Annotated in this window: 14 protein-coding genes, 4 pseudogenes and 1 riboswitch; of the genes and pseudogenes, 6 read left to right on the top strand and 12 right to left on the bottom strand. The window is 70.2% G+C overall.

All coding sequences use genetic code 11. From position 1 onward, the window contains the following. Positions 1-8 precede the first annotated feature (8 nt). The 4 genes from MTR79_RS16325 to MTR79_RS16340 form a co-directional block, all read right to left on the bottom strand. Positions 9-680, bottom strand: coding sequence for a DUF4097 family beta strand repeat-containing protein (locus MTR79_RS16325; RefSeq protein ID WP_189365409.1), 672 nt, complete (start codon positions 678-680; stop codon positions 9-11). Positions 681-1,386: 706 nt separating this feature from the next. Next, positions 1,387-3,654 carry an MMPL family transporter gene (locus tag MTR79_RS16330; RefSeq protein ID WP_189365385.1) on the bottom strand — a complete coding sequence of 756 codons (2,268 nt, stop codon included), beginning with the start codon at positions 3,652-3,654 and terminating at the stop codon, positions 1,387-1,389. 335 nt (positions 3,655-3,989) lie between these two features. Further along, positions 3,990-4,490: a GtrA family protein gene (locus MTR79_RS16335; RefSeq protein ID WP_086704655.1), complete on the bottom strand. Its 501-nt coding sequence runs from the start codon at positions 4,488-4,490 to the stop codon at positions 3,990-3,992. A gap of 29 nt (positions 4,491-4,519) precedes the next feature. After that, positions 4,520-5,212, bottom strand: coding sequence for a DUF4097 family beta strand repeat-containing protein (locus MTR79_RS16340; protein WP_189365384.1), 693 nt, complete (start codon positions 5,210-5,212; stop codon positions 4,520-4,522). A 258-nt stretch (positions 5,213-5,470) separates the two neighbouring features. Here MTR79_RS16340 and MTR79_RS16345 point away from each other — a divergent pair, with 258 nt between their 5' ends. Then, positions 5,471-6,235: a helix-turn-helix domain-containing protein gene (locus MTR79_RS16345; RefSeq protein ID WP_048458645.1), complete on the top strand. Its 765-nt coding sequence runs from the start codon at positions 5,471-5,473 to the stop codon at positions 6,233-6,235. Positions 6,236-6,429: 194 nt separating this feature from the next. On the opposite strand, the gene MTR79_RS16350 is transcribed toward MTR79_RS16345, so the two are convergent. Further along, on the bottom strand, positions 6,430-6,903 hold the full coding sequence (locus MTR79_RS16350; protein ID WP_244790899.1) for a hypothetical protein: 474 nt from the start codon (positions 6,901-6,903) through the stop codon (positions 6,430-6,432). A 157-nt stretch (positions 6,904-7,060) separates the two neighbouring features. Between MTR79_RS16350 and MTR79_RS16355 the strand changes: the two genes are divergently transcribed. Further along, positions 7,061-8,026 (top strand): YihY/virulence factor BrkB family protein, encoded by a 966-nt coding sequence (locus MTR79_RS16355; RefSeq protein WP_189365382.1) that lies wholly within the window; start codon positions 7,061-7,063, stop codon positions 8,024-8,026. A gap of 418 nt (positions 8,027-8,444) precedes the next feature. Here the strand turns inward: MTR79_RS16355 and MTR79_RS16360 are convergent, their stop codons facing one another. From MTR79_RS16360 to MTR79_RS16370, 3 genes and pseudogenes are all read right to left on the bottom strand, one after another. Beyond that, positions 8,445-8,933, bottom strand: a complete 489-nt coding sequence (locus tag MTR79_RS16360) for a hypothetical protein (RefSeq protein WP_244790901.1) — start codon at positions 8,931-8,933, stop codon at positions 8,445-8,447. A gap of 343 nt (positions 8,934-9,276) precedes the next feature. After that, positions 9,277-10,142, bottom strand: a pseudogene (locus MTR79_RS16365) (bifunctional 5,10-methylenetetrahydrofolate dehydrogenase/5,10-methenyltetrahydrofolate cyclohydrolase). A 21-nt stretch (positions 10,143-10,163) separates the two neighbouring features. Beyond that, positions 10,164-10,249, bottom strand: a riboswitch (ZMP/ZTP riboswitch). An 847-nt stretch (positions 10,250-11,096) separates the two neighbouring features. After that, complete coding sequence (locus tag MTR79_RS16370; protein WP_244790903.1) at positions 11,097-11,780, bottom strand: TetR/AcrR family transcriptional regulator; 684 nt, start codon at positions 11,778-11,780, stop codon at positions 11,097-11,099. A 108-nt stretch (positions 11,781-11,888) separates the two neighbouring features. Between MTR79_RS16370 and MTR79_RS16375 the strand changes: the two genes are divergently transcribed. Next, the gene (locus tag MTR79_RS16375) at positions 11,889-12,602 is read left to right on the top strand and encodes an NAD(P)H-binding protein (protein WP_122216678.1); all 714 of its coding nucleotides are present in this window, start codon (positions 11,889-11,891) and stop codon (positions 12,600-12,602) included. A 19-nt stretch (positions 12,603-12,621) separates the two neighbouring features. On the opposite strand, the pseudogene MTR79_RS16380 reads toward MTR79_RS16375, so the two are convergent. Next, positions 12,622-13,056, bottom strand: a pseudogene (locus MTR79_RS16380) (transposase family protein); the annotation flags it as partial. On the opposite strand from MTR79_RS16380, the gene MTR79_RS16385 reads away from it, so the two are divergent. Together MTR79_RS16385 and MTR79_RS16390 are read left to right on the top strand one after the other, a co-directional pair. Then, positions 13,009-13,284: a hypothetical protein gene (locus MTR79_RS16385; RefSeq protein WP_244790905.1), complete on the top strand. Its 276-nt coding sequence runs from the start codon at positions 13,009-13,011 to the stop codon at positions 13,282-13,284. The pseudogene MTR79_RS16380 and the gene MTR79_RS16385 sit on opposite strands and share 48 nt — an antisense overlap. 61 nt (positions 13,285-13,345) lie before the next feature. Next, positions 13,346-13,900: a hypothetical protein gene (locus MTR79_RS16390; protein ID WP_189463190.1), complete on the top strand. Its 555-nt coding sequence runs from the start codon at positions 13,346-13,348 to the stop codon at positions 13,898-13,900. Positions 13,901-14,048: 148 nt separating this feature from the next. Here the strand turns inward: MTR79_RS16390 and MTR79_RS16395 are convergent, their stop codons facing one another. Next, the gene (locus MTR79_RS16395; RefSeq protein WP_244790907.1) at positions 14,049-14,597 is read right to left on the bottom strand and encodes a TerB family tellurite resistance protein; all 549 of its coding nucleotides are present in this window, start codon (positions 14,595-14,597) and stop codon (positions 14,049-14,051) included. A 461-nt stretch (positions 14,598-15,058) separates the two neighbouring features. Between MTR79_RS16395 and MTR79_RS16400 the strand changes: the two are divergent. After that, positions 15,059-15,278, top strand: a pseudogene (locus MTR79_RS16400) (IS3 family transposase); the annotation flags it as partial. 180 nt (positions 15,279-15,458) lie between these two features. Here MTR79_RS16400 and MTR79_RS16405 read toward each other — a convergent pair. Together MTR79_RS16405 and MTR79_RS16410 are read right to left on the bottom strand one after the other, a co-directional pair. Then, entirely contained in the window at positions 15,459-16,781 is a 1,323-nt protein-coding gene (locus MTR79_RS16405) for a helix-turn-helix domain-containing protein (RefSeq protein ID WP_244790909.1), read from the bottom strand. Between the two features lie 367 nt (positions 16,782-17,148). After that, positions 17,149-17,919 (bottom strand): annotated as a pseudogene (locus tag MTR79_RS16410) (GntR family transcriptional regulator). Between the last annotated feature and the right edge of the window lie 231 nt (positions 17,920-18,150).

Genomic DNA, 18,150 nt, shown 5'->3' on the forward strand with positions numbered 1-18,150 from the left:
GGTGCGGGTCAGAGGCTGCGGGCGGTGATGTCGCCGTAGGAGGTGGTGGCGTGGATGATGAGCCCGGCGGCGGGTCCCTCGGTGTTGGTGAGGGTGTTGTCGATCCGGCCATGGCTGGTGCCGGCGTTGAGGGTGGCGGAGGTCGTGGGGGCGGCACCGATGGTGATGTCGCCCTGCTCCGTGCGGAGTGCGACCGTGCCGCGCACCGCTTCGGTGACACGGAGGTTGCCCTTCCGGGTGACGATCTCGGCGGTGCCGTTCAGGCGGTGGACGGTGACGTCGCCTGCGACGAGGGCGATGCGGGCGCCTTCGGTCTCGTCGAGTTCGACCGTGCCCTGGGTGCTGTCGAGGGTGACCTCGCCGAGGCGCCCGTGGCCCTTCAGTTCGGCGTCGGTGGCCTTGGCCTCGACGCGGGAGCCGGCGGGCAGGTGGACGGTCACCTCGACGATGCCGTAGGAACCGAGGATCCGATTCCTGACCGCGGGGGCGTCGATGCGCAGGACGCCGTCGGCGAAGGCGACCGTGGTCTTCTCCGCCGCCTGCATGTCGAGGTTCTTGGAGGCATCGGCGGCCAGGACCTCGACGGTGGTGTCCGTCCGGTCCGTCGCGGTGAACCGGATGCGTCCGGCCGGGATGTCGAGGACGGCCGCGACGGGGGCGGGGGTGTCGAACCTCTGCATCGTGCACTCCTTCTTCTGCATCGTGCGCTCCTGCGGACTGATGTTTCTGATGACAGAAACGCTACGTTGCATTCACTAAATAGGCAACGCAGTTGTTGCCTCAAGCGATAGTAAGTGCAGGTGAACGCAAGTAAATCATTGCAATGAGGCGGAACTTAATGCAACGACATCTCCTGCTTTCGTTGCAACAGATTGAGGGCGAATGCTATGCGGGGGCCTCCGTGAGCGTGCAGGGGACCGCCATGCAGGCAGAAGGACCCACCCGGTGGGAGCCGGACCGGGGGAGGGGGGCCGTGAAGCCCGCGCAGCGCGTCGCCGCGCGCCGCGTGCGGCAGGGCACGGACGGCGTAGGGCAGGTACCGGCACGGAGTGAGGACGCCGGGCGGCCGGGCGGTGGGGGGACCGGCGTACCGGTGGGGGGCGGTACCGCGCGGCGCGGGCCTTCGCGCCGCCACGGCCGCGGGACGCGACCGGTGCCGGAAGTCAGGGTCGCCATGCGATCAGTGAACCGGAGGCCCGCTCCCGGGACCATCCACCTCGGCCGGACCTCGACCGACTCTCAAGCGGCCTTGCGCGCAACGGCGTTCATGGCCCCCGGCGTCCGCGACACCGCGGCGTCCCGCGAGGCCCTCACACGGACGGCTGCGGCCCGGTGCGTCCTCGACAGGTCGCACCGGGCCGCCGCCGTTCACCCCCGCGCACCGCGTCAGTGCACGAGGTCCCTCTCCTGTTCCGGCGCGATCCGCGGAGCGGGCGGCGGCGGACCGGACGGCAGCCGCCGCTGCAGCCGCTCGCCCTCGACATCCACGTTGGGCAGCACCCGGCCGAGCCACTTCGGCAGCCACCAGGCGGCGTCGCCGAGCAGTGAGTGCACGGCGGGCACGATCGCCATCCGGACCACGAAGGCGTCGAACAGGACGGCCGAGGCGAGACCGAAGCCCATCATCGCGACCAGGTCCTCGTCCTCCACGACGAAGCCCGAGAAGACGCTGATCATGATGACCGCGGCGGCGGCGACCACCCGCCCGCTGTGGTGGAAGCCGGAGACCACGGCCTCCTTGGCCCGGACGCCGTGGACGTAGGCCTCACGCATCCGCGTGACCAGGAAGACCTCGTAGTCCATGGCGAGGCCGAAGACCACACCGATCATGAAGATCGGCATCGTCGTCATGATGGGGCCGGTCTGCTCGATGCCGAAGAAGTCGGCGGCCCACCCCCACTGGAACACCGCGACCAGCGCGCCCAGGGCCGCGCTCACCGAGAGCAGGAAGCCGAGCGCGGCCTTCAGCGGGACCAGGAGCGAACGGAACACCAGGAGCAGCAGCAGGAAGGCCAGGCCGACCACCAGGGCCAGGTAGGGCAGCAGCGCGTCGGACAGGGTCTGCGAGAAGTCGATGAACAGCGCGGTCTGGCCGGTCACCAGGATTTCGGTGGCCCCCGCGGACGCCCCGAGCGAAGCGGCCCGCGCACGGATGTCCTTGACGAGCTGTTCGGTCCGGGCGTCGGTCGGGCCGGTCTCGGGGACGACGCTGAGGATGGCGGTGTCGCCCGCCTCGTTGGGGTTGGCCTTGGAGACCGAGGCGACGCCCGGGGTCTTCTTCAGCGCCGCGCCGACCTTGTCGCCGGCGGCGGCCGCGTCCGCGCCCTCGACGGTCACCGTCAGCGGGCCGTTGAAGCCGGGGCCGAAGGAGTCGGACAGCAAGTCGTACGCCTTGCGCTGGGTGGTGTCGGCCGCCATCGTGCCCTCGCCGGGCAGGCCGAGCTCCAGCTTGGTGGCGGGCAGGGCGAGCGCGCCGAGGCCGGCCACCGCGACGACGAGCACGACCACCGGGCGGCGCACCACGAACGAGGCCCAGCGGGTGGACAGGTTCGGGCTGGTCCGCGCGGCCAGCTTCGCGGCCTTCTTCTCACTCCTGCGCAGCTTGCGCGCCGACAGCGGCTTCCTGGTCTGCACGAGCCGCCGGTCCGCCACCCGCAGGACCCGGCGCGGCGCGAAGCCGAGCAGGGCGGGCACGAAGGTGACCGCGATCAGTACGGCGACGGCGACCGTACCCGCCGCGGCGAGGCCCATCTTGGTGAGGATCGGGATGTCGACGACCGCGAGGCCGGCCAGCGCGATGATGACCGTGAGCCCGGCGAAGACGACAGCGGAACCGGCCGTGCCGGTCGCGACGCCCGCCGCCTCCTGGGGGGCGCGGCCCTCGGCGATCTCGGCCCGGTAGCGGGAGACGACGAACAGCGCGTAGTCGATGCCGACCGCGAGGCCGATCATCATCGCCAGCGTCCCGGTCGTGGCGGACAGCCCGAGGGCGCTGCCGAGCGCGGCGATGGCGGAGGTGCCGACGGCGACGCCGATCAGTGCCGTGAGCAGCGGCATGCCGGCGGCGATCAGCGAGCCGAAGGTGAGGAACAGGACGACGGCGGAGATCAGCACGCCGATCTGCTCGCCGGTGCCGGACATGGTCTGCTCGACCATCACCGCGTCCCCGCCCGCCTCGACGGTCAGACCGCCCTCGCGGGCCCGGTCGGTGGCCGCGGTGAGCGCGTCACGGGCCTCGTCGGTGAGGTCGGGCGCGGCGACCTCGTAGGTCACCACGGTGTAGGCGGTACGACCGTCCTCGCTGACCGAGCCGGCCGTGAACGGGTCGGCGACGCCCGCCACCTGGGGGGCCTTGCCGAGTTCGCCGACGAGCGCGCCGATCGCCGCCTTCTCGGCGTCGACGCTCCCGCCCTCGGGCACGCGGAGCACCACACGGGCGGTGGCACCGTCGGTACCGGAGTCCGGGAACTTCTCCTCGAGCAGGTCGAACGCCCTCTGCGACTCGGTGCCCGGCATCGAGAACCGGTCGGTGGGCGGTGCGGGCGCGGACGCGGCCGCGGCACCGACGCCGCAGACGATCAGTACCCACAGCAGGGTGACGAGGCCGCGACGCCGGAAGGCGAAGCGGCCGAGTGCGTACAGGAAGGTAGCCACGGGAAACCGCACTTCCATCGGATGAGGGGGGTGATGAGCAGGGTGATGAGGAGCGTGACGGGGAACGCGTGCGGCCGGCCGTTTTGTCGTACGGACATGACGACCGGGCGGACGGCTCCGCCACACGGACACGTTGACCCAGCCGGGAACCGCGAGGCTGGATCCTCCACGGAAGAAGGACTGATCCTCGAGCGGACGCCGAGCGGACGAACCGGTTCCGGCCGTCCGCCGCACGGGACTTCGCGGTACGCGGCTCCGCGGTACGGGGCCCGCCGTACGGGGCCGGCCCGCCGTACGGGGGAGGCCCGCCGTACGGGGGAGGGGGGCGTACGCGCCTACGCCGCCGCGAGGACGCGGGAGGCCGACGCCTGCGGCGCCGAGGGGTGTACGGCACGGGCGGGGCGGCCGGCGAAGACGTACAGGCGCAGGACGAGGAAGCGGCCCGCGCCGGCGAGGCCCGCGGCGCCGAGATAGACGAGCTGCTCGGCCGGCGGGCCGGCGGAGGGCTGCACCAGGTGCAGGACGTGAACGGCGATGCCGGTCGCGAGGAAGGCGGCGGTCGCCGAGCCCGCCGACTGCCAGTGCTCCCGCCATCCGGCGCCGCGCCCCTTGGCGAAGGTGAAGCGGGCGTGGAGCTCCGTGCACAGCAGGGTGGAGACGATGGTGACGATGGCGTTCGAGACCGCCCAGGGCATCGTCACGGCCAGCAGCGGTACCGCGAAGCTGGAGAGGACTCCGACACCGCCGCCGGAGAGCACGAACCGTACGAACGAGGTGACCGGCCCGGGACCGGCCGAAGCCGCCACCTCGCACCTCTTTCCGGGCAGCGGCTTCATGGCGGTGTCCTTCCTGGTGTCGAGGGCTGCTACAGGCTGCGGGCGGTGACGTCGCCGTAGCCGGTGGTGGCGTGGAGGGTGAGTGCGGCGTCGGGGCCGTCGGTGTTGGTGAGGGTGTTGTCGATGCGTCCGTAGGCGGTGCCGGCGTCGAGGGTGGCGGAGGTGCCGCGGGCGGCGCCGACGGTGATGTCGCCGTGCTCGGTGCGCAGGGTGACGCTGCCGCTGACGGCCTCGGTGACGCGGAGGTCGCCCTTCTGGGTGGTGATTTCGGCGGGGCCGTTGAGGCGGTGGACGGTGATGTCGCCGGCGAGGAGGGAGAGGCGGACGGTCGCGGCCTCGTCGAGCTTGACCGCGCCCTGCGCCCCCTCGAAGACCACGTCGCCGAGGCGTCCGACGCCCCTGAGTTCGGCGCTGGCGGCCTTCGCCTCGACGCGGGAGCCGACGGGCAGCTGGACGGTCACCTCGAGGGCACCCGTAGCGCCGAGGAGCCGGTTCTTGGCCGGCGGGGCGTCGATGCGCAGGACACCGTCGGCGTAGGTGACCGTGGTCTGCTCCGCCGCCTTCACGTCGCGGCTCTTGGAGGCGTTGGCGGGCAGGATCTCGACGGTGGTGTCGGTCCGGTCGGCGGCGATGAACCGCAGGTGCCCGGCGGGGACGTCGAGGACGGCCGCGACGGGGGCGGGGGTGTCGAACTTCCGTGTCGCGTTCTTGTCCAGTCGCATGGTGCGCTCCTTCGTCCTTCGTCCCGTTGTTTCTGATGATGGAAACGCTACGTTGCGTTCATGGTTCTGGCAACTCGTTCGTCGCATGGAGCTGGCATTAGTGCAGGTGCAAGGCTAGAAAACGTTGCAATGACTACAAAGCTAATGCAACCAACTCTCCATCCTTCGTTGCAATGGATTGAGATTGAACGCTATGATGGAAACCGCGACGGCGGCAGACACCACCAACCGCACCCCGAACCACGTGAGGAGACCGCGATGCCGGGAGGCAGGCTCACCCAGCAGGAACGCCAGCAGATCGCGCTGGGACTGGCCGACGGCCTCGCCTACGCCGAGATCGCCAGGCGCCTGGACCGCCCCACCTCGACGATCACGCGCGAGGTGATGCGCAACGGCGGCCCCACCTCCTACCGCGCCGACCTGGCCCACCGCGCCGCCGAACACCGCGCCCACCGCCGCCGGCAGACCGCGCCCCGCGACCCCAGGACGCCCGCGCAGCCCCACGGGCGCGACGCCGAGGCGGTGCGCGAGTACGAGGAGGTGTTCACCACCGTCGTCATGGCCTCGGGCATGCCCAAGATGATGGCCCGCGTGCTGGCCTGCCTCTGCCTCACCGACTCGGGCAGCCTCACCGCCTCCGACCTCGCCCAGCGCCTCCAGGTCAGCCCGGCGTCCGTGTCCAAGGCGATCGCGTTCCTGGAGAGTCAGGGCTTCGTCCGCCGCGAACGCGACGAACGCCGCCGCGAGCGCTACGTCGTCGACGACGACGTCTGGTACCAGTCGATGATGGCCAGCGCCCGGTCCATCGCCCAGGTCGTCGAGACCGCACGGCAGGGCGTCGGCGTCCTCGGCTCCCACACCCCGGCCGGCGCCCGCCTGGAGAACATCGCCCGCTTCCTGGACTTCGTCTCCGAGAGCACCGCCCGCGCCGCGGAACAGGCCCGCGACGTCCTCTACACCAAGCCCGAGCGCACCGAGCCCGAGCACCTCACGTCCGGGACGACCTCGGACGGCGCCGCCTGAGCCACGCCCCACCCGCCCTCACCCTCCACCAGCGGGCCTGCGGCCCCCGCGCGGACACAGGCCCGCCCGACGGCCGACGCCCGGTGCGCCTGCCCACGACGCGCCCGCGCGCCCGACGCGCCCGATCGCCGTGCACCGTCCCAGGGCCCACCGCAGGCTCACTCACCGCAGACCCGCTGAAGCCTCGCCGGCAGTCAGCCGGGCGACGTGGACGCAGTCGAGCTCGGGTGTCGGCGCGGCAGCGCCGTTATGCGGGGGACACCGCCGGGGGAGAGGTAAAGGCGGGCACGGTGCAGGCGTGCGGGGTGGCGCCACCGGCCGGAGGTGTCGCGGACGACACCGACGCCTACTTCCACCACCAGCTCGGGTTCCACCAGCGTGACGTCCAGTGTCTCCCGGCCGCAGAACGGCCGGCCTGTCCACGGATGACCGCGCCGAGCGGAAGCGAGCAGCCCGGCGACCGCGCTGCTCGCCGCCCGGGCGAGAGTGGTGGTGCGGCCGGTGTACTGCAGGCGGCCATGGTCGTCGTACCTGCCGAGCAGCAGACTGCGCGGCGTGGTGAGCGAACCGGTGACCGCGCCGACGATGGCCTCGGTGGTCTCGCGGACCTGCTGGTGAAGCAGGCGTTCCAGTCGCGTGTGCCCCGACAGGTCGACTCGCTCCTGCATGTGCCGCATCCGGTGCAACATCGTGGCGTCGCCTTGCCGGCTTGGCACGCCCCGGCTCACAAGGCCGTCCCCTGCGCGCTGCGGTCCCGTTCACGGGGCATGCGCACGGGTGGAGGACGACGTCCTCGCCCGCCCCGACACGAGGAGCAGCCGCATCGTGGGAACCGCCGTCCACGTTCCGCAGACCCGGGACATGCTCGGAGACGAACTCTCCGGCGACGAAGCTTTCACCGCCCTGCGGCGGTACGGGGGCCTCAGGCTGCTGGCCGACTCCTTCACCCGGTTCCGCTACGCGGACGGCTTCACCAACGCCCGGGCCCTCGCCTTCCAGGTCGTGCTCGGCCTGGTCCCCTTCACCGTCGTGCTCGTGGGTCTCGCCACGTCGGTGCACACGGAGAGCGTGGGCCGGGTCATCGAGCTGACCCTCGGCCGGATCGTGCCGGGCGCAAGCGCGGACGTCGTCGAGGAGGCCTTCGAGGGCACCCGGCGCAGCGCCGGCAGCGACGTGTGGAGCACGGTCGCGCTCTGGCTGGGCCTCGGGTTCGCGGTGCTGAACCTCGCCTCGGCCATGGCGCAGATCGAGCGGGGCGCCAACCGCATCTACGGCATCGAGCGCGACCGCCCCTTCGTCCGCAAGTACGGCCGGGCCCTGGCGCTCGCCTTCACGGCCGGCCTGCCGATGGTCCTGGGGTTCCTGGTGCTCGTCGCGGGTGAGACGGTCGGCGACGCCGTGGCCCGCACCCTCGGCCACGGGACGGGCGGGGCCGCGTGGTGGGCCGTGCTGGACGTACCGGCCGGACTGCTGCTGGCCTGGATGGCGTCGGCGGTGATCCTGCGCTGGTCGCCCCGCCGCGACCAGCCCGGCTACACGTGGCTGGCCTTCGGCTCGGCGGTCCACCTGGTGCTGTGGATCTCGGCGACCTGGCTGCTCGCGCTGTACGTCGGACGGAGCGGGGCCTTCGGCGCCGTGTACGGTCCGCTCACGGCCTTCATCGCCCTGCTGCTGTGGGCCAACCTGACCGCCGTGGCGCTCTTCCTCGGCATCGCGTTCGCGGCCCAGTTGGAGGCGGCCCGGGCGGGCATCCGTACGCCGGTGGAGCCGGACCCCGGACCGGGCGCCTGACCTGGTCCAGGGCTGCTCGTGCCGATTGCCGTCAGCGGGTGGTTCGCCCCCTCCGTCGAACTTCGGCACTTGCACCGGGTGCAACTCCGCTCGGATTTGATGCCGATGCCGATGCCGATGCCGACGCGCGGCGTGCCTCCACCGTCCGCGGTTTCGCGGGCCACGTCGACGCCGACCTCCACCACCAGCTCCGGTTCCACGAGGGTCGCGTGCAGCGTCTCGCTGGTCCCCACAAGGCGGAGAACATCCGCCCCGTCCACGGATGTGGCAGCAACGGGGCCACCCGCTCCCAGGTCGTCGAGTACAAGACCAGCATGCACCGGGACACCTTGCCGACCGAGATCGTCGAGTACAAGACCCGCGGCATCTCATCGCGACTTGCAAGCAGACTCTGGCGTCAGTTCGCCAGATCGAGCGCTCAACCTGAGGCGCCCTCCAGCGGAAGTCGGTCTCGGAAGCACTCCGAGTCCAACCACTCCTCCTTCACGAAGAGCGGACGGGTCAGGCGCGCTGCCCCAACCTGCTGAGAGCGGAGAAGAACCCCGAGATCAGCCAGGGAAAGCGAGTCATCAGACGTGTAGAGCAGGCAGTTCCCATGCTCCGCAGCGTGGTCCAGCAGAAACTGCTGGCCCTGCTCCGGATCGCTGCCCGCCAGCGGGAAGCCGGACAAAAAGACCTGCGGACCGGTGACCGCATCCAGCGCAACGCAGGCCAGTTCGCCCACGTCGTAGAACGCTTTCACCCCATCCTGGAAGTCCTCCTGCGCATACGGACCGCCAACCTGTACCTGCGGTCCAGGGACCGAAAGCGCCCGTGCGACCTCGGCCGGAGACATCCCGAACTGCAACGGCCCCACACCGACTCCCGGCCGCAGCTCCCAGCGCTCCCGCTCCGCGTCCCCGCCCATCCACCCACTCCTACGTCCGACCGGTCCGAATCTGCTTCTGCTGCTCAGGCCGCATGCGCCAGGCCATGGGCCAAGGCTCCAGCTCAGCTGCACCTGTGCCAACGGGAGTGCTGTTCTCGGCCGGGCCCATTCTGAAACGATCGGTTGGACGTCCTGGACCTGGTCCCGCGCGCGACCGGCCACCAGTTCCAGATCGTGGGCACCCGACCGCAAGGCGACATGGTGACCAGCCCGCCCGGCCGCGGCCCGCTATCAGAACGAACTGCCAGCCAGCCCGATACGGGGTCCCCGTTCTGAGCGGGAATCTTTCTGGCTTGGTGCCGAGGGGCTGCTGGTCAGGACGTCAGTGGTGCTGGAATCCGAGCTGGTTCGCTGCGGCGTCCACGGTCTGCGCCAGCAGGACGGCGATGGTCATTGGCCCGACGCCGCCAGGCACCGGAGTGATCAAACGGGCACGGGTGCGGGCGGTATCGAAGTCCACGTCGCCGACGTTGCCCGGGTTGTATCCGGCGTCGATCACCACCGCGCCGGGCTTGACGTCCTCACCCCGGATCAGCCGAGGCCGTCCAACGGCCGCTACCACGACGTCTGCTTCCCGGACGACCGCCGACAAGTCCGCCGTGCGCGAGTGGCAGTACGTCACCGTTGCGTTCCTGGCGAGCAGGAGCATCCCGGCCGGCTTGCCGAGAATCGCGCTGCGACCCACCACGACGGCGTGCTTGCCGGCGAGGTCGACGTCGTACGCTTCCAGCAGCCGCATGATTCCGCCTGGAGTGCAGGACACGAAGCCCGGCAGTGCGAAGCTCATCGCGGCGAACGAATGCGTCGTGACCCCGTCGACGTCCTTCTCCGGGGCGATGGCCTCGAACGCCGCCGCTCGTCGATATGCGGGCCGCAGGGGTGCTGGAGCAGGATGCCGTGCACGTCCGGATCGCCGGACAGGCCGGCGAGGGTGTCGATCAGTTCGGCGGTCGTGGTGGTGGCGGGCAAAGCGATGTGCCGGGACTGGATGCCCGCCTTCGCGCACCGCGCCCGCTTCATGCGGACATACGTGACCGACGCCGGGTCCTCTCCCACCAGCACCGTCGCCAGACAGGGACTGGTCCCCCCACGCCGTGAAATCTCTGCCGCCTTGGCAGCAGCCTCTTCGATGATGCGATGGGCGAGGCCGGTGCCATCCATGAGCTGGGCAGTCTGAGCCGCGGACATCGTTGCCTCCAGGCGTTGCCGACCACTCGCCCAGGCGCACGGCAACGACGTCTCGTCAGACCGCTCCCCGGTGGTGCTCCACCTCAGCGCCAGTCACGGCCCACACCGCACTGTAGTAGACGCAGCACGCTCACACCGGTCAGCGTTCTCAGCTGGGGCGACTCGCTCCGGCCCATCCCCCTGCGCACTGACCTCAATTCTCGTCAACGCTCCTGACGCGCCCACACGCCAGGCGCCTTCTTCTTGAACGCAGTCAAGAGGGTCGGGAAGAAGTCCATGGCGACCGCCGTCGGCGGAGGCGTAACCGGATGCATCGCGTCCTTGGCCACCGGTTGTGTCGCGGGGGCGACGATCGGAGGTTTCGCCGGTGCTGTAGGCGGAGCTGTGCAAGGGACCTACGAGGAGCTGCAATGACGCGCAGCCGTGAGGAGTGACGTAGTGCTGGACAGCAAGGCCCAGACCAGGCTGGTAGTCGGCCTCATTCTCCTGGTCCTCACAGGACCCTTCGAACTACCTCGGGTGGACTGGGGCACGGCTGGCACGCTCTGGCTCGTCATATGGGGAGCAGTGGTCGGGGCGCTCGCCTACCCCGCCGCGGCACAGTGGCATCGGCTCCCCGCCAACCGGCGTGGACCGACCAGCTGAAACCGGCAAGCCAAGACAAACGATCAGAAGGATACGCCTTCAGGCATAGCTGCCCGGATACGGCGCTCACCGTATCCGGGCAGCGCTGATCCAGCGGGACTTAGGGGGTGTTTCGAAAGTCCTGTGCGGTGCCCGCGGTGTCCGGTGCGTGTTCTGTCCCCCCCTCGGCCGAAGGCTGGGGGAGTGCCGGATGAAAGCCATCGTACGGGACGTACTTGGGGTTTTGGCCGGTGCGGCGAGAGTGCGTGCCGGGCGCCGTGGGTGCTGTGCGGGACTTTCGAATCCCATCCCGCGTACTCGTTCTACTCGTCATGCGCTCGCGGCCTCGTCCGGGTGGAGGGCGTCGAGGATGAGGGTGAGCCCGAAGGCGAACTCGCCGGCGTAGTCGTAGCCGGGCTTGAGGACGTGCTCGGTGGCCAGTTCGGTGAGGTGGGGGTAGGTGTCGGCGGGCATGTCGCGCAGGATGGCACCCGCTACCTCGTCCAGCTCCGACGCGCCCCTGAACGGCAGGCTCAGCTCCTGGAGCACGAACCCGTACAGATAGCTGTCGATCAGCGAGACGGCGTGCGCGGTCATGGGGACGGAGAACCCTCCGGCGCGCAGCGTTCCGATGACGGCGTCGTGATGGCGCAGGGTCGCCGGGCCGGGCTGGGATCGGGAATCCATGAGGCCGACGGCCCAAGGGTGGCGCAGGAGGACGGCGCGTGCGGAGTCCGCGCGGTGGCGCAGGGCACTCTTCCAGTCCGTGCCGCGCGGCGGTAGGTCGATCTCGCCGAACACCGCGTCCACCATGCCGTCGAGGATGTCCTCCCGGCTCGCGACGTGGTGGTAGAGCGACATGGCCTCGACGCCCAGCGGTTCGGCGATGGCCCGCATGGTGAGCGCGGCCGCTCCTTTCTCGTCCGCCACTGCCATCGCCGTGCCGATCACGCGCTCGCGACTGAGCGGAGTGCGCGCCGACGCCCCCCGCCGGCCCGTGTTTCTCTCGCGCATCCAGGCCCTCCTTCTGGCGTCCCTCGGTGCTTCCCTTGACTGTCTTACAGCATAAGGCTAGCTTGCCTTACAACATAAGGTAGGCATCCCGTTGAAAGGGGCCGCACCATGGGCACGGATCGCGTGAAGAAGGTCTGCATCATCGGGGCCTCGGGGAAGCTCGGGCAGTACATGGTCGGGCACGCGCTGGAGCGCGGCTACGAGGTGGTGGGGGTGTGCCGGGAGCGCAGCGTGCCGAAGCTGGCCGCGTTCGAGGGCCGGATGACCGTCGTCCCCGGAGCCACCAACGACCCGGAGGTGATCCGGCGGGCGGTCGCCGGATGCGACGGCGTGCTGACGGTGCTGGTGCCGTGGGGGGTCCGGCAGTACGCGTCGGGCACCGCGCAGGCGGTGCTCGACCACGCACGGCCGGGAGCGCGCCTGGTCTTCTCCTGCGGCTGGCATATCACGCGCGACGGCAAGGACAGGTACTCACGGCTGTTCACCTTGGGCGTCCGGATCGCCGCCGTGCTGGGCAAGCTCGTCCGCGCTGTCGAGATCGACGACCAGGTCGAGGCGTGCCGACGGGTGTTCGCCAGCGACACCCGGTGGACCGTGGTGCGCGGCAGCTCCCTGGAGGAGGGCGAGAGCCAGGGCCTGCCCGTGTGGAGCCGGCACGTGGGCGACCCGGTACTTGCCGGCAACCTGACGCGGCGGGTGGACTTCGCGCTGTTCATGGTGGAAGCGCTCACCGACGACACGCTCGTCCGGGAAGCCCCGGCGATCGTCGGCTGCCTGACCCCCAGCGCCCTCGCCCACGCCGGGGCGTCGCAGGCCCCCTAGTCTCATGAGTGAGCCTCTTTCATCTTGAATAGTTCCAGGTCAGCAGGGTGTGGATGGCTCGGACGGTGCGGCTGATGCGTCGGGTCGAGCAGCGTGCTCTGCGCATGACGCGCCAGGACTTGAGCTGAGCGAAGGCGCGTTCGCCAGGTGCCCGGAGTCTGGCGTGGTCGCGGTTGAACTGCTCGTAGTGGGGCGGCTGTTCGCGGTGGTGGTAGTAGGGGGTGCGGAAGGTGGCGCCGGCGCCCTGGTAGGCGCGGTCGGCGAGGACGAGGATCTGCCGGGTGAGACAGGCTTGGACGATGCCGTGGGCGCGGGCTGCGGTCAGGTCATGGGTGCGGCCGGGTGTCGCGCGGGAGAACCAGAGCGGTGTGCCGTCGGGGCGGGTGATGACCTGCACGTTCATGCCGTGCTTGCGGTGCTTCATCGAGTAGTACGGCTCGTCGGCGGCGATGCGGTCGGTTTCGCCTCGACCAATGAGGGCGCCACCAGCAACCCTCAGCTCGGACGAACGTTCAGCTGGTGCCAGATCAATTCCCTCACCCGCCGCACCGGCCCCGGCTGGAGCGCATGCACGATCCCCGGTGATGAAAACACCGCCGCCGCGCGTGACGATCTACGCATTTTCTACAACGAGAACCGCGTCCTGAAGGATGACAAGTTTCACGTGTGGATCGTCCAGTAACAGCCTCTAACGTGGGCGCATGACGGAGCCAGCGCCCACAACGGCCTCCAGTCTCGTCCGCGTGGACTACCACACGTTCGAACTGGCCGACTCCGACAAGCGCGTCCCGACCGGGTTCGACACGTCGAACGGGCTGGTCTTTTCTCTGCCCGGCCAGGTTGTGATCTGTACTGGCATCAGCGCAGGCTGGGTCACTGTCAGTGTTGAGGTGCGTCGGTATCCACCCGAGCGGGTGGACACCGACGCATGGGACGAGATCGTCGACCGCAGCGTAGAGACGACCAATGGTGCCCTACGTGTCGCAAGCGTCATGAGCGATACCCCGGACCTGCCTGTACTTACACCGCAGGGGCCAGGGACCTACCGGGTCCGGGTGCATGCGCGAGGCCGCGACACCGTCCCCGATGGAGCTGTTGACGAACCCGTCGAGGAATACTTGCTCATCGTCTGGCCGACAGATCGTCAACCGGACCAGATCCACAGGCAATCCGGCCACTACGGTGCCCAGCTCCGAGCCCAGCCAAGTAGGCCGGCGCCTCCGGTGCCGACCGCCCAGGGCGATGACGGCATACGACGGCGCATGCGAGAACGGCTCCAACGCCGGCGTACGCCGTGATGAGGGTAGACACGTGCGCGACTATGCCGCAGGCGGCCCCGTGTGGTGGTGTGCGGACTCTCCCCCCAGCTGAGTACAGCGCGGTGGGGCACCGCACGGATGCCCTGGAGCCGCCGTTGCCTGCGCGGGGTCGAATCGGAGCCGGGACTCAGAGCTGGAATTCGGCCGGCGACAGCCCCAGCGTCGCGCAGGCCTCACGCAGGGCCGTCGCCTCTGCCTGGGAGAAGTGGCCGTCGGCACCGGCGATGACCATGCCGGTCTGGATCACGGCGCGGGCCTCGGTGGGCTTCTTGGCGGCCTTGGCGATCTCCTGCATGGCCTCGGCCTTGCCGTGCTGGAAGTTCATCGTGAGCTGGTCGACGTGCTTGTTGAAACGCTGCCGCAGCTGCTCCGGCGGGAAGTTCTGGAGCACGTCGTTGCTGAGGATCATCGACTCGACCTGCTGCCGCTCGGCCGGATCCACCTGCCCGTCGGCCGCCGCGACCAGCGCGCACACCGCCATGCTCGCGTCCCGGTAGGCACCGCTCTTCAACTCGGTCTTCAAGGAGCCGAGCTGCGTCTTCAGCACACCGATCAGCTGGGCCTTGCTGCCACCGCCGGACCTCGTCCCCCCGCTCTGCGCACTGGTGGCGCCACGCCCGCCCTGATTCTGCTGGAGAGCCTTGGCCTGGTCCTTGAGCTTGTCCCAGACTGCCATTGAGTCACCTCGGTAATCGTCGGAAGTCATCTCGCGAACCCGCTCCCGCGCGCTCACTGGCCCAACGCCCGCCCCCGGGCAAAGGTTCCGTAAAACGCGCACCTCTCTCATCACCTGTTTCTCCGGCGCGCGAAACGGCGATTGCCCGCACCCGGTGATCGGGTACGGGCAGTCGCGGTGACGCGTGGCGTCAGTCGCGGTGACGTCTGGTGTCAGTCGCGGTGACGCCACGTCATGCGCTGTCGCGCGAGCGGGGCTTCAGGCGCAAGGCGGGGCGGAACGTCGCGAAGCTCACCGCGGCCAGGGCCGCGGCCGCGGCGAGGAGGAGGCCGATGCCACCGGTGCCGGTCGAGGCGAGGCTGCCGCTGTCGAGGTCCGTCGACGTGCCGCCCGTGGTCGAGGAGCCGGTGCCGCCGGTCGTGCCCGGGGTGCCCGTGCTGAAGTTCGTGTCCGTGCTCGCACGTCATGACCTGGTCGGCTCCACGGGCCGGGTCGGTGCGGCCGGCGACAACGCGGCCATGGAGAGCTTCTTCGGGCTGCTGCAGAAGAACGTCCTCGACCGCCGTACCTGGGCCACCCGCCAGGAGCTGCGGATCGCGATCATCACCTGGATCGAGCGCACCTACCACCGACGCCGGAGGCAGAAACGCCGGGCCCGATTGCCCCCCCGTTGAGTGCGAGACCATCGTGACCCCACCCGCAGCCTTTGCTGCGTCAACCCCGCTGTCACCCGATCATGCAGCAGTCCCTGGCCAGGGTGATGTGCCGATACCAGTGGGGACAGCGGCGGACGACCAAACGATCTATCCAGTCGGCGTGAGGCCTGGACCGACCGGCCGCCACGGATTCGTCAGGTTTTGCTCAACCGCTGTGGGCAGCCTGCCGGGGGAGCCAGACCTGGCCCGTGATGCGCTCCGGGTGCCAGGACCCGACCGGGCCGTACGTCACGTACTGACGCACGGGGTCGTGGAGCCGGTACAGCCGCCGGCCGTCCGTGACCGTTCCGACCGCGTGCGCCAGTTGGCGGTCGATCAGTTCATCGAGGAGATCCGCGGCCATTCCCGGTGACGCGGTCACCTCGGGCAGCATGTCGTCCACACCGAAGTCGCCGCTCATCCTCCTGAGCCGCAGCAGTGCGGCCCTGACCGAAGAGGGCAGGGAGCTGTAGCAGGCCGCCACACTGGCCTCCAGCGACAGGTCGCCGACGCGCAGGAAGCGGAGCCGGTCCTGCTCGTTCGTCAACCGGTCGGCGAGATCACGCAGCGACCGGTGGGGGCGCCCCGACAACCACAGCCCGGCGATGTGCAGCGCCAGCGGCAGACCCCCGCAGAGGCGCAGGACCCTGGACGCGGCCGGCCGCTCCGCGGCCGTGCGCGCCGCGCCGAGCAGGTCCTCCAGCATCCGAAGGGCCTCCCCGTCATCGAGAACGTCGATGTGCTGACGGAACTGCCCTGTGAGGGCCGAGAGTTCACGGCGGGCAGCCACCAGCACGGCGTTGCAGGATCCGTCCATCAGCAGGGGCCGTACCTGCGCCTCGCTGTCGACGTTGTCCAGGACGACGAGGACACACCGCCTGCTCAGCGCGTCCCGTAGCCGGGCGGCCGCCTCCTCCGGGTGGACCGCCACCGGGCCGGCGCCGAGCGAGCGCAGGACCCGGGGGACGATCTCGTCCGGCGTCAACGGCGCGGTGGACATGTTCGGATGGAGATCCACGAAGACCTGACCGTCGGGGAACCGGTCACGCACACCGTGTGCCGCCTTGAGAACCAGCGCGGTCTTCCCCGCACCGGGCGGTCCGACGACGACCGCGGGCCGGCCTGTGGAGCCGTCCTGCGCGGCCGAGAGGTGCGCTTGCAGGGACCGCAGGTGCGTGGACCGCCCGACCAGCCTGTGGTGAGGAGCCGCCGGCAGCTCGGCGGGTGCGAGGCCGGGCGGTGCGGGGTGATGTCCGGCGCCCGGCCGGCGCATCAGCCGGCCGATCTCGCCCGACGGCAGTCCGAGGGCCTTGGCGATCAGCAGGAGCGACTGCTTGCGGGGGCGGGCGGTATGGCCGGTTTCGAGGTTGCGGATGGCTCTCACGCTCACCCCGGAGCGTTCCGCGAGATCTTCCTGGGTCAGACAGGCGGCCTCGCGTGCAGTGGTCAGTGTTTCCGCGAGCGTTGACGATAACGATGTCAGGGGCATCGGACGGGAAACTTCCCCTGGCGGGGGCGCGGACGGCGAGCGGTCCGGAACCCGAAGCCGGTCCCCGCCTCCACATGTCTCGGCGACCGGTGGTCGGCCGGCTCCGGGCGACGTCGGGAAGGTTTCGTTTCGGTTGGTAAGAACACCCTGTCGTGTCACGACTTTCCCAGGTTTGGCGGGGGCGGGACTGGTCCGCGGGAATCGGGCCGGGCGACCGGCCTGGAGGGACCAGCTCTTTGCGTACGGTGAGGGTGGACCGCAAGGGAATGAAGGCCGCCGGGAACCGGTGGCGCGATCGGCGGTCGGCAGCGTGGGCGTGAGGGCCGCCCAGAGCATCGAGAGCGGGGCGGCCGGGGTGGACGAGGGTTCAGCCGGAGGGCCGATCCGCGGTGGGGAGGGTCGCCGCGAACTTGTGGCGCGAGCCGTGGTGGACCGAGCCGATCCACTCCACCGGTCTGCCGTCCGTGTCGTGGGAGCGCCGGGACAGCTGCGTCATGGGCAGACAGGCGACCGTCGAGAGCAGCTCGGCCTCGCACGGGTTCGCGAGCGTGGTCTCGACGCCCTCCTCGGCATCCGAGAGGCGAACTCCGTACACCTCGGCGAGTGCCGTGTACAAAGAGCTGTACCTGGCCGGCGCTTCGAGCGGACCGGGGAAGCGCCGCGCGGGTGGGTCGACTCGATGGCCATGGGCTCGTCATCGGTCAGCCGAAGTCGCCCGATGAGCACGACCTCCTCACCGATGCCGATGGTGAGCCGTCTCGACAACTCCTCGTCGGCGTTGATGTGACGCGTGTCGATGATGCGTGAGGCAGGCTGCAGTCCCTGAGCGAGCAGGGCCTCGGTGCAGGAGGTGAGGTGCAGCCGTGCGGTGGAGCTTCGGCCGTGCAATGAACGTGCCCTTTCCCTGGATCCGGTCCGACCTGCCTTCGCCCACGAGCTGTTGCAGGGCCTGCAGGACCGTGGTGCGCGAGGTGTCGAGCCGGAGCGCGAGCAGTCGCTCCGCGGGCAGGCGTTCACCCGGCGTCAGCGACTCGGTGATCTCGACGACCTGTTGCTTCACTCGGTGGTACTTCGGCACCCGTGCGACGGCACCGGGCATTCCGGTGCCGTCTCGGACGACGCTCACGTCGGTGGTCATGACCCGCCTTCCGGGCGCACTCGCAGGTGCTTCGTTATAGCCCGCGAACTCGCCGTTGGTCTAGTCCATCCAGGGAGTGTGTGGGCGAGCCGGGAGCGGCCCCGCGACCGGCCGGGTGGGGCAGGGTGATGGTCCGGACTGTCCCCGGGCCGAGAAGGGTCCAGTTCAGCGCGCTGCGGACCGGCACCCTCGCCTCACCCGGCCGCCCGGGTCGACTGGATGTGGCCTGCG

This window comes from Streptomyces sp. BJ20 (assembly GCF_022869105.1).
Taxonomy (GTDB): Bacteria; Actinomycetota; Actinomycetes; order Streptomycetales; family Streptomycetaceae; genus Streptomyces; species Streptomyces griseoincarnatus.